This window comes from Shimazuella sp. NTD250 (assembly GCF_059510375.1).
Genome location: NZ_JCAJZS010000009.1, coordinates 129,948 through 141,363, shown reverse-complemented (window position 1 = coordinate 141,363; position 11,416 = coordinate 129,948). Strand labels below are relative to the sequence as shown.

The following is an 11,416-nucleotide window of genomic DNA, read 5'->3' as shown; positions in this document are numbered from 1 at the left end:
GCTACTCATTACGAATTTAGAGATGAATTATTAGCAATAATCGCAGATTTAAGCACTTGTTTTTCTAAAACGGGAAGTCATGAGATATATCACCAATATACAAAAAAACTACATCAATTATTTATACAAAGGGGGGATAAAGATGTTGTCTGGTGATCCAGCAGATTGAAAAGGTAATGATTATATCTCGTACTCCCAAGCCCTTCAACACAAAATCGCTTTCTACCTTAATTAAATCGTAGGAAGCGTTTATTTTTTAATTTAGGAGTTACTTATACCTGAAAATATCTCTTATGAAAATAATAAAATATCATTTTCATAATTTACCACAAAATTGGATTCTCCTCATCAAAATCACTATATTTTATGAAAATAAAATAAATAAATATAATTTTTATAACTTACTGAATATTTATTGTTTCCATCTTATAAATAAGCTAAAATACTTGAAAGAAATGAAGTTTCTGGAAATCCATTTTTCGATAGGAGAATGAAATGAGAAGTGTAGACGAAGCTTTTCAAATGGTAGATCGTGACTCATTTGTACGAAGAGCAGATGGGAGTATCGTTATTCAAAGTACAGCAAATATAGCCATTAAAAGAGGTTTAGAATTGCTAGATATTCAAGAAGGACACCTTGTACTAGAAGTCGGAACAGGTTCAGGATTTAGTACAGCACTTCTCTTGTATTTGGTAGGATCAAATGGTTCCGTTGTATCACTTGATATTGAATCGGAACTAACCAATCTAGGAAGTTGGTTTGACCTATGGGATACAGCTAAAACTTGCCGAATTACCTATCAAATAGGAAAATCCCTAGGAAAAACAATACATTTTCCTTTTCTTCATGATCCAGTAATTCAGTCATGTTTTTCCATTTTTGAATATGAGCGTATGAATCCTAATTGTTTAAAACCTCTAATAAAACAAGCTTTTCCTAATCTACCTACTATCCTTATTAATAGAAATACAAAAGGAGACTACACGACTGATGTATACCAAGGGTTCAAGAAAAACTATATCCAATTAAGAGAACGATTTCATCGGATGAACCTCGCTGATCTTGGAATTATTCATTTGGAACGATTTCACATAGCAATGGAAAAAATGAAAATGGGTCTTTATGTTCCACTTTGGGAATTTGATTTCACTATTGCCGTGGAAATGTGGTTACAACGATTAGAGGAGGAAGATGATGTTTCACTCACACATTAAAGTGAACGAAGTTGAGGGTACAACCATTTTACTAGACACAAAGGAAAATCAGTTCTTTGCACTAAATGAGACTGCAAAAGAAATAGTAGATTTACTTGAAAATAAGAAAACATGGGATGAAACGTGTAACCTCTTAGCAGAGAAATATGAAATAGATCAAGATCAATTAATACAAGATACGTCCATTTGGTTGCAAGAAATGAGGGAAATGGGATGGATAAAATAAAGGCATGGATGTATATTCTTATTGCTTGGATATTGACTCGCTTAAGGAATTTAGAATTTATTCAAGAAAAAATCTCCCAAATTAAAGAAAAAGGATATCCTGAAATGACAAAGGATGAAGCTGAGCAAATTTGGCAACTTATTCCAAAGAACAAAACGATTTTTCTTAATTCGAATCGCTTGTTTAGAAGAGTCATTAGCTTTTGTCCTTCTTGCTTCAAGTCAAAAGAAAAGAGTAGGTTGGTGTATAGGCGTTAAACTGTCACCGTTTCGTTCTCATGCATGGGTAGAAGTGAATGGAACACCTGTTAAAGAATCAAATGAAATTGAATCATATAAAAAGATATTAGTAATTTGATTACGGGGATCAAACGAATACTCTCTGACCTTAATATTTATTTTTTTCACCACATGACCTAACTAATTGTACAGTTTGTACTTGGAATCTTAATCTCTCTTTTAAAAGATTGGAGAGTAGCAATGAAAAAACTAACCCTAGACCTAGACAATTATAGTAGTTCAATCAACTACAAATCTAATTGCAAAGCTGTTGCTTTTTTTCTATTATCGGATGTACCTAACACCCCAGAAAACCAATTTAAGCTCTACGAATTAGTTAAGGAAGGCGTTGTAGGAGACCCAGGGCAAAATGAGGAATTTGAGTCATTTGATCAATTCATAAACAAAATCTATTACCGTTGTTACTGGGATCAAAGAGAAAGTCAATTCATCGCAGCAATAGACAATAATTGGATCCGTCTTAGCAGTATTACTTTAGACAGAGATAAAAAACTCGCAGACTGCGGGCTCACTGTTGTAAAGGAAGCATTCAGAGGAAACGGAATTGCTTCTATGTTAAAGAAAAAAACAATAGACTATGCAAAAAAACAGGGAATCCAAAAAATGATTACTTGTGTTCATGAGGAAAATTATCCAATGTTAACGGTTAATCAAAGGTTTGGATTTCATGAAATAATAAAGTAGATTTTGTTGTTATCCTCTTTATTATCTATGATTGTTTATATAGAGCCTGTTGCATTATCAACGTAAAATCGCAGATGTGGGTGAGTGGAGCGTCCTTTGTGTTTTTCAACAACAACAGACGCGGAAAACACACACATCAAGCTACTTTATCCAGCGTTCAATTTTATTTATGCAACAACCTCTATATACTCATTTTCTACTACTCTTTTATTACATAAATTGAACTCGGAAAATAAATACATAACTCATCTACATTATTATAAAATATATTCGATAAGAACTATATGTCGGCATTTTTATTATGTTAATATTAAGATAATACTAGATATTATTTTTTTAATATAAGGAGATGCTGTCACCTATGAGTACCTATGTATTGGTTCATGGCACTAGTCACACAGGAGAATGTTGGAATCAAGTCATTCATCATCTTGAACAGCAGGGACATGATGCTTACGCACCAACGGTTGGAGGCAATGAACCTCATGGAAATAAGTATATTACGTATGATGAAGCAATAGAGTATGTTGTTTCTTATATTAAAAAACGAAATTTACATAATATCATTTTATTGGGACACAGTTTGGGCGGAACACATATTCAACAAATAGCACAAAAAATTCCTGATCGAATAAAACGTCTGATCTTTTTAGGGGGAGTAGTATCCCTTCATGAAAAATCTGTTGCGGAAAGTCTTGATGGTGTAGTCGATCTTGGAGCATTACTCCCTGATGCCGTGCTTGGAGAACCGGTTGAAATACAATTTCCAATTTGGCGAGATGTTTTTATCAATGATGGAGATTTAGACACTGCAAAAAAAGCATATGAAACATTAACATCCAACCCGACCACTCTTTTCATCGAAGAACTAGATCTTTCAAAATTTTATTCATTAGATATACCCAAAACTTACTTACATGGTTCTATAGATACCGTAGTTAATTTTCGTGCATATGAAAAAATGGCTGGAAGACTTGGTCTTCATCGTTTTATTCAATATGACGGCAGTCATGAAGCTATGTTCACCATACCAAAAGAACTAGCAGAAAAAATTATTTTAGCTGGGCAAGACTAAAAGTACAAGCAGCTATGCAACAAGAGAACCATACCCTTGTCGCATTTTATGATGTAAATAAGAAAAGTCAAGGGGAGAATCAGCAATGGTTACTGGTTTTACGTTTGATTAAAAATAAGAAGGAGGATTTATGATATCTAGATTTAAGTTGTCTGATAAATAAACCATACACACGCTATCTTTATACCTTTGTTTCGACTCTGGTAACTCTACAAAACCTAATCTCTTGTAAAAGAGTGTATCAATATCACTGTAAAGAATAATAGGCTTATTCTCCTGTTTCTGTAATTCATTCACTGCTTTTTTAACTAATAACGAAGCATACCCCTTTCTTCTATCACTCATGGGTGTTGCTATTGATCCGATCCCAAAAACATTTCTATCAACCACATTGTATATAATTAAAGAACTTATCAGCTTATTTTCTTTATTCTCAAGTACATACCATATGCCTTTTTTATATTTTTTGGAGTGGAAACAGTTATATAAATACTGATCTTCAGACAAGTTATCTCCCCACACATCATAACCCATTTGAAATATTTCTTTCATTTCTACCTTTTTAGCTTTTCTCCATATGCACAAGGTAATATCTCCTTATTATTCTTAAATAAAATCATTTGCTTATTATCATGATTATATCTATCCCTCTAGCAAAATACACTTCTTCGTTCGGTTGCGGTTCTAGGCAATGTAGATATATTTTCTCCTAAAATACTTGCAGTAGGTACATTCTATACAGAAAAAAGATTGTATTTCCTTATAAGTTAATGAAACGTCCCCTTGTCGCAGATTGACAATTATTTTTTAGTACTGTATAGTTCTAATCATGAATAAACTAACTAATCATGATCATGTGATTCAAGTGGCGGCTGAATTGTTTCGTAACCATGGTCTCTCATCTACATCGATGGATGACGTGGTCAAACAAAGCGGTGTATCAAAATCCAATATTTATTATCATTTTAAGAGCAAAGATGAGCTGACACTTTCTGTTTTAGAAGCATACATCTCCAACTTGGAAGCATCTTTCCAAAAACAATTCGTCGAAAGCAGCAGATCGTTGATCGAAAAAATAAAGCATTACACAGATGTGCTGATAGAAGAACTAGCGGATCGGAGCTGTATTGGAGGATGTCCGCTCATTTCGCTCATGGTGGAAGCTGGCAGAACGAATAATCAAGTTCAGGTACGACTTGAGATGTTTTTTGAACAGCAAGTTGATCATTTTTCTCAACTCATTCAACAAGGAGTGGAACAAGGAGAAATACGCAGCGACCTTCCAGCAAATATGCTCGCTTCCATCTTTAGTTCATGGCTGGAAGGAATGTTAATGCTTATCAGCATCAAAAGAAATACCTATTCATTTCAAAAAGAGCGCGATACATTATTGAAAATGTTGCAGCCAACTGCATCTTAATTGTTATGATCTTTTTTTTGACTTCGACTAGTACTGTTCAGTACTAAAAATTTTTGTTAACTATTTGGAGGGCTCTGCATGGAAAAAATTCAAAATCATATTTATCGCATCACAGGATTAGTTATGGGAAATGTTTATGTCATTGAGGCTTCTGATGGTCTCACGCTTGTTGATACAAGCAAACCCAATTCGGTAGCTCAAATCAAAAAGAGTCTTCAACGCAGCGGCTATCAATTAAGTGACATTAAACGGATTCTTATTACACATGCTCATTGGGATCATATTGGCAGTCTCGCAGAATTACAAACAATTACAAATGCGAAAGTGTATGCTCATCATCGCTATGAGAGCGAGGTGATTCGGGGAGAGAAAATGCCTCTCTACCCCTCTTATTCTCAACTGAGAGGATTTGATCGATTCGTATATAAGTATTGGCTTAAACCTATGCTTTTCGATCCTGTACCCGTACATGTTGAACTTACAGAAGGGGATCGTTTAGATGAAGTACTTCCTGGTTTAGAAGTGATTGATTTACCTGGGCACAGTCCAGGACAATGCGGTTTTTGGTTAGAGGAGCAGCGAATATTGTTCGGCGGAGATATTCTTATGAACTTACCCTCCAATCGTCTAACATTACCCTTAATCGCAGCTACTCCAGATGTAGCAGCAGCTAAACAATCCGTTCGCAAAATAGATAATATGAATGTAGAAACACTTTGTCTGGGGCATGGTAAACCAATTATTAGAAATGCTGCTGCAAAGATCCGTAAGTTTGTTAACCATCTTAACTAGTACACCTAGTGACGTAGAATTAGTCTTCTGCGTTACTTTTTGGTTAAATTTTAAAATAAAATCCCAAATGAAAAAAGACATAAAACTCGATGGTTTAAGCGTTCCCTTATCAACAATCTACGTGGAAATCAGGGGCAATGTTTTTCCTGTTTCCAGCAGGCTTTTCAAATTGCTAAGAATAGCAGGCCATCCATTGTTAAATCCCTCAAAAGTATCTTCTTCCTCAACGAAATCAGTCGGTAATAGATTCTCATGGTTGAGTGTCAATTTTACAATGGAATCCATTAGCTGCAATTTAAATGTAACTTGAGATGGCTTTTCACGGTTCGTTTTGTCACTAGTATTAATCCATGTATAGGACAGGATGTGATGCGGTTCATATTTTCGTATTATGCCATGATCGGTAACTTGTCCATTTCTCAAATAATGAATAACAGAACCTTCTTGCCAATTTGATTCAACTTTCGTGCCGAAAAAGTATTTTTCAGTAATATCACTGCTTGTCAATGATTCCCACAGTTTTTCTTCTGTAGTTGCAATATAAGTCACATAAACGAATTTAAGTTCCGACATATATTATTTTTCTCCCTCAGGACACTTTTTTAGAGCAATTTAACATTCCCAATCTACAATTTTTATACTCTTAGGCTATTCCCATCATTCACCTCATGCTTGACTGTTATACTTTATTAGAAACTGTCCAACACTTGTATCTTATTATTTTCTTCTCTATAAGTGGTTGAATTAAAAAGCAAGATAGATCATTGAACCATAACAAAAGCGACAAGGAACCCATACCCTTGTCGTTTTTGAGATAGCAGACATATTATTAAATCAATTTCATCTGGCTTGAAATGGTTCCAAGGTGAATGGATTCGTGCATCAGAGCGAAGTTGAACAGCTCACCTGAGGTATTAAATTGGAATGGTCCCATTTCAAACGGCGATTGCAGATTTTTATCTAGCAATTCGGGTGTCAGCTCTGAGAGACGGGAAAGCTGATCCACCAATAACTGGGTCAGTTCTTCTTTCGACGGTGCATCTATCACCCAATCTGCTGGCTTCGTCCCAGAGTTAAATAGTGTCTCATATTTATCTGGAATAACAGAAGATGATCCGAAGGATAGAGTGGAGTATTTATCCATCCAAAAAATAATGTGACCTACATTCCAGCGGATAGTATTATTGAAACCTTCTGGTTGAATATCTAACTGAGTTTCTGAAATACCCTGTAGTTGTCCTATAAGAATCTGACGCAAAACTTTTCCTGTATTTATGATTGATTGTGCCATCATGAAACGCCTCCTGATAAGTTGTTTTTGTGTTTCGTTTACCTATCTAAAGTGTACATTGCTCGCCACAAAGCAACCATCACGAGATTCCGATGCAATTGATCAGTTTTAGTAATGATAAAAAAATTGTTTCATTTCAGGTTATAATGAAAAGAATGATTGCTAATAAGAAGGGACATTGAAGGATGGAACTTAGACAACTAGAATATTTCGCTGCAGTATGTAAGGAGATGCATTTCTCAAGAGCAGCCGAGAACCTCTGCACGACACAATCGAATCTGAGTCAACAGATCAAGTTTTTGGAGAACGAACTGGGTCTTCCTCTATTTGATCGTATTGGCAGGCGAATCGCGCTAACAGATGCGGGTAAGATTGTGTTAGAGCAGTGTCAAATCATCTTTGAACGCGTTGACTATATGAAAAGGGCAGTAACAGATCTTAAACAAATGGAAGGCGGCAAATTGGACATTGGAATTCTTCCTGGTGATGGAGACTTACTATTTGATGCACTATTGGTCGACTTCCACCATGCATATCCCAAGCTCTCCATAAGTGTTACAGAAACGATGGATGTTTATGAACAAGTTGTCGACGGGACAAGAGATCTTGGAGTTACTACTGCACCTATAAACCCGGATGACCGAATCGCTGTCATCCCTTTGTTCCATGAGGAGTTTGCGTTGGCCATTCAATCGGATCACCCCATCGCGAAATCAAAGGCTCTCCCTTTCGAACAATTACAGCAACTTAAGATGGTGATGTTTGGTTCTGAACACCAGATTACAAAAGTCATTCATTCTTGCTGCCAAGAAAAAGGCATTACGATAGACAACCCAATCGTAACCTCTACGTTATCAACACTTCTGACCTTAATCGAACAAGGGGTAGGCGCCTCCATTCTTCCACGGATGCTGCTTGATTATCTGGACCGAGATAGTATCTCAGCGATAACGTTGATCCATCCTACACCTAGTCAAGATATCTGCATCATCTATCGGAAAGATAAGTTTATGGGACAAGCAGCAAAATTGTTTATTGAGGAATTAAAGTCTTTTGTTCAAAGCGTGATGGAGCAAACTACTCGAAAGTTGGGGTAACAAAGGAGATGAATGCTCCATCAGGAATAACACCCATAATTTAAATTTATATAAAGCAGACCGTCTTCGCGGCCTGTTCTATCTTTGAATACAACAAACCTCCTACATCTGCTCAAATATTAAATAATTACTATTTTAATCAGTAAGAAAAGATAATATTTGATATCATGAATGTTGGAATTTTTATTAGGAGGGTTGTTTTTATGGTACAAACATTTTTAAATTGGATACAAACAATTTTAGATAAGATATATCCAATTGTAGATAAAGCACATCCAATGTTAAATTGGTTAACAAAAAGAGATTGGACAGACTGGAACATGTGGATGGCTGTCGGTCAAATGATTGGTGCGCTCGCAACCTTTTTGACTGCTCGAATAGCTTTGAAGCTGGTACGTGAAGCAAAACAACAAGAAAAAGACATAAGACGAAGAGAAAGAGAGGCTTTAGAAGTAGATTTATATCCTAGAATTTCTATTAAGGAGAATGATAATGGAAAGAAAATTGTTCATTGTACCCTAGTAAATATAAAACCGACTCCTGCGTATATTGATGATTTTGTCTTTATCAATGTGAATCAAATACCAGAAATTGAGCCACATTCTTACGAAATAATAGAGACAGAAGCGCCAAAAAGAGTAGTCTATGGAGATGTGTGTATGACACAAGTCCCCCTGAATTACTTAAAACGCATGATAGGAGAAAACAATCGAGAGGAAGGTTTTTTCAAATTTCAATTTTCCCTCGCCACTGGTAGAAGTTATACATTTAGTGTTTATATAAAAATGGGAAATGTTCAATCTGAATGGTTTGTTTATTTGAAAAACGAAGATGTAACGGTGGAGGAAATATTACAGTCTGGAACCCATATACACTATGTACATAACAGAATCGTAAATATGAACCGGCACGGTGACAATGTCAGTTAGACCTTTATCCATATGGCTTTGCTTCACCAACTAAAAAGCATGATCGGTAGGAAGCAAAGCCAAAAATCCATTTCAGCCAATTAATTGGCTGAAAAATAACCCCTTATTTCTTCAAATACTATATCTATTGAACTAACATAATTCCTATGAATTTGATTAATGTATAAAAGTTAAATTTACATAAATACGTTACTTCCAACAAAAAAAGCAACAGGCTTATATCACCTGTTGCTTTCCCATTATACTCTTTCCTTGATTTCTTGTTTCAACCGATTCTTCAATTCTTCTAATCCTTCTACACTTTGCTCTTTGGAGTGACGACGTCTCACATTTACCAAACCTGCTTCTCGTTCTTTCTCCCCTACTACAAACATGTAAGGAACTTTCTCCATTTCCGCTTGGCGGATTTTATATCCGAGTTTTTCATCTCGATCATCCAAATTCACACGAATACCTGCATCTTTTAGCTGTTTTGTCACTTCTTCTGCGTAATCGATGTAATTTGCAGATACAGGAAGTACTTTCGCTTGTACAGGAGATAGCCAGAGTGGGAAGTCTCCCATGTGATACTCCGTCAAAAATGCGACAAAACGTTCCATTGTACCAACTACACCACGGTGAATGACAACTGGGCGATGTGCTTGTCCGTCTTTTCCGATGTATTCCAATTCAAATTTATTTGGGAGGTGGAAGTCCAATTGTACAGTAGATAGCGTCTCATCTTTCCCTAATGCTGTTTGGACTTGGACATCGAGTTTTGGCCCATAAAATGCCGCTTCTCCCTCTGCCTCCACATATGGCAAGCCCATTTCATCCATCGTTTCTTTTAACATAGATTGGGATACATTCCACATCTCATCGTTATCGATATATTTTTCTTTATTTTTTGGATCACGATAAGACAGACGGAAGAAGTAGTCTTTGATCCCAAACACACGATATACTTCAAGGATCAATTCCACTACTCGTTTGAACTCGGATTTGATCTGTTCTGGTAAGCAGAAAATATGTGCATCATTTAAGGTCATCGAGCGCACACGTTGCAATCCTGAAAGAGCTCCTGACATTTCATAGCGGTGCATGGTACCCAGTTCTGCGACACGAAGCGGCAGGTTGCGATAGCTTCGCATTTCGCTTTTATAGACCATCATATGGTGTGGACAGTTCATCGGACGCAATACCAATTCTTCGTTATCAATTTTCATCGCTGGATACATATCTTCTTGATAATGATCCCAGTGCCCGGAAATTTTATATAGTTCTACATTCGCTAAATGAGGGGTGTACACATGGTCATATCCAAGACTTTCTTCTAAGTCAACGATATACCGCTCGATCTCCCGGCGGATTTTCGCTCCATTTGGCAACCAAAGCGGCAAGCCTTGGCCGACTTCTGGAACAAGTGAAAAAATGCCAAGTTGACTATTTAATTTGCGGTGATCCCGTCGTTTTGCATCTTCCAAACGTTCGAGATAGGCATCTAATTCGGATTGTTTCTCCCATGCGGTTCCATAAATTCGTTGCAGCATTTGATTATCGGAGCTGCCTCTCCAGTAAGCACCCGCAATACTGAGCAATTTAAATGCTTTCAGTCGTCCTGTAGAAGGAACATGCGGTCCACGACAGAGGTCAAAAAACTCCCCTTGTTCATAGATGGTAATCTCCGCATCTTCTGGTAAATCGCGAATCAACTCTAGCTTGAGATGATCATGAATCTCCTCATACTTGCGAATTGCTTCTTCCCTTGATACTACTTTCCGCACAAATGGAAAGTTTTCTTTTACAATCTTTTTCATTTCTGCTTCTATTTTGGGTAAGTCTTCAGGAGTTAAATTCTGAGACAGATCAATATCATAGTAAAATCCATCTTCAATGACTGGTCCAATTCCCAATTTTACATCTGGATACAAACGCCTTAACGCTTGTGCCATCAAATGAACGGTACTATGACGATATACGTCCAATCCTTCTTTATCGTCCAAAGTTAATATTTTCACATCTGCTCCATCTGGTACTTCTCTGCTTAAATCTACTACTTGACCATCGATCATACCAGCGATCGCTTTTTTTTGTAGACCTTTACTAATAGAAACAGCAACGTCATTTACCGTAACTTTTTCTTCATACGTTTTTTCTGATCCGTCAGGCAATTTAACCAACATCTGCATTTCACTCCTCTTCAACATAAAAAAACGCCGCATCCCAAAAGGGACGAGCGTTTGATCTCGTGGTTCCACCCTAATTCAACTTATCCAAAAATAAGTCCTCATAAGACACATGTAACGGTGTGTAACCGGAGATAGATACTCTATTTTCCCTATCCCAGCTCCAAGGTGGTACTGTTTTATCAAGTGGGTGAAGGGGTTTTCAGCCGACGGCCCCTCTCTC

Annotated in this window: 14 protein-coding genes and 1 other annotated feature (1 of these 15 running past the window's edge); of the genes, 10 read left to right on the top strand and 4 right to left on the bottom strand. The window is 36.6% G+C overall.

Annotated features, from left to right (window positions below; all coding sequences use genetic code 11):
- Positions 1-495: 495 nt before the first annotated feature.
- The 6 genes from AC5WOF_RS18445 (at position 496) to AC5WOF_RS18420 (ending at position 3,499) form a co-directional block, all read left to right on the top strand.
- Positions 496-1,215, top strand: coding sequence for an asparagine synthase-related protein (locus AC5WOF_RS18445; protein WP_496051407.1), 720 nt, complete (start codon positions 496-498; stop codon positions 1,213-1,215).
- On the top strand, positions 1,196-1,441 hold the full coding sequence (locus tag AC5WOF_RS18440; RefSeq protein WP_496051406.1) for a PqqD family protein: 246 nt from the start codon (positions 1,196-1,198) through the stop codon (positions 1,439-1,441). Before AC5WOF_RS18445 ends, AC5WOF_RS18440 begins: the two co-directional genes overlap by 20 nt.
- Positions 1,429-1,698 carry a hypothetical protein gene (locus AC5WOF_RS18435; protein ID WP_496051413.1) on the top strand — a complete coding sequence of 90 codons (270 nt, stop codon included), beginning with the start codon at positions 1,429-1,431 and terminating at the stop codon, positions 1,696-1,698. The genes AC5WOF_RS18440 and AC5WOF_RS18435 overlap by 13 nt, the downstream gene beginning before the upstream one ends.
- On the top strand, positions 1,610-1,798 hold the full coding sequence (locus AC5WOF_RS18430; protein WP_496051412.1) for a lasso peptide biosynthesis B2 protein: 189 nt from the start codon (positions 1,610-1,612) through the stop codon (positions 1,796-1,798). Before AC5WOF_RS18435 ends, AC5WOF_RS18430 begins: the two co-directional genes overlap by 89 nt.
- A 122-nt stretch (positions 1,799-1,920) precedes the next feature.
- Positions 1,921-2,424 (top strand): GNAT family N-acetyltransferase, encoded by a 504-nt coding sequence (locus tag AC5WOF_RS18425; RefSeq protein WP_496051405.1) that lies wholly within the window; start codon positions 1,921-1,923, stop codon positions 2,422-2,424.
- Between the two features lie 361 nt (positions 2,425-2,785).
- Positions 2,786-3,499, top strand: coding sequence for an alpha/beta fold hydrolase (locus AC5WOF_RS18420; protein ID WP_496051404.1), 714 nt, complete (start codon positions 2,786-2,788; stop codon positions 3,497-3,499).
- Between the two features lie 108 nt (positions 3,500-3,607).
- Here the strand turns inward: AC5WOF_RS18420 and AC5WOF_RS18415 are convergent, their stop codons facing one another.
- The gene (locus AC5WOF_RS18415) at positions 3,608-4,084 is read right to left on the bottom strand and encodes a GNAT family N-acetyltransferase (RefSeq protein WP_496051403.1); all 477 of its coding nucleotides are present in this window, start codon (positions 4,082-4,084) and stop codon (positions 3,608-3,610) included.
- Positions 4,085-4,328: 244 nt separating this feature from the next.
- On the opposite strand from AC5WOF_RS18415, the gene AC5WOF_RS18410 reads away from it, so the two are divergent.
- Positions 4,329-4,919, top strand: coding sequence for a TetR/AcrR family transcriptional regulator (locus tag AC5WOF_RS18410; RefSeq protein ID WP_496051402.1), 591 nt, complete (start codon positions 4,329-4,331; stop codon positions 4,917-4,919).
- Between the two features lie 78 nt (positions 4,920-4,997).
- Positions 4,998-5,711 carry an MBL fold metallo-hydrolase gene (locus AC5WOF_RS18405; protein WP_496051401.1) on the top strand — a complete coding sequence of 238 codons (714 nt, stop codon included), beginning with the start codon at positions 4,998-5,000 and terminating at the stop codon, positions 5,709-5,711.
- Positions 5,712-5,828: 117 nt separating this feature from the next.
- Here the strand turns inward: AC5WOF_RS18405 and AC5WOF_RS18400 are convergent, their stop codons facing one another.
- The gene (locus AC5WOF_RS18400) at positions 5,829-6,284 is read right to left on the bottom strand and encodes an SRPBCC family protein (RefSeq protein ID WP_496051400.1); all 456 of its coding nucleotides are present in this window, start codon (positions 6,282-6,284) and stop codon (positions 5,829-5,831) included.
- A gap of 256 nt (positions 6,285-6,540) precedes the next feature.
- On the bottom strand, positions 6,541-7,002 hold the full coding sequence (locus AC5WOF_RS18395) for a DinB family protein (RefSeq protein WP_496051411.1): 462 nt from the start codon (positions 7,000-7,002) through the stop codon (positions 6,541-6,543).
- Between the two features lie 185 nt (positions 7,003-7,187).
- Here AC5WOF_RS18395 and AC5WOF_RS18390 point away from each other — a divergent pair, with 185 nt between their 5' ends.
- The gene (locus AC5WOF_RS18390; protein WP_496051399.1) at positions 7,188-8,099 is read left to right on the top strand and encodes a LysR family transcriptional regulator; all 912 of its coding nucleotides are present in this window, start codon (positions 7,188-7,190) and stop codon (positions 8,097-8,099) included.
- 203 nt (positions 8,100-8,302) lie between these two features.
- The gene (locus AC5WOF_RS18385) at positions 8,303-9,028 is read left to right on the top strand and encodes a hypothetical protein (protein WP_496051398.1); all 726 of its coding nucleotides are present in this window, start codon (positions 8,303-8,305) and stop codon (positions 9,026-9,028) included.
- A 239-nt stretch (positions 9,029-9,267) separates the two neighbouring features.
- Here the strand turns inward: AC5WOF_RS18385 and thrS are convergent, their stop codons facing one another.
- On the bottom strand, positions 9,268-11,196 hold the full coding sequence (gene thrS / locus AC5WOF_RS18380; protein ID WP_496051397.1) for a threonine--tRNA ligase: 1,929 nt from the start codon (positions 11,194-11,196) through the stop codon (positions 9,268-9,270).
- Positions 11,197-11,232: 36 nt separating this feature from the next.
- Positions 11,233-11,416, bottom strand: a binding site (T-box leader); it runs 43 nt beyond the window's last position.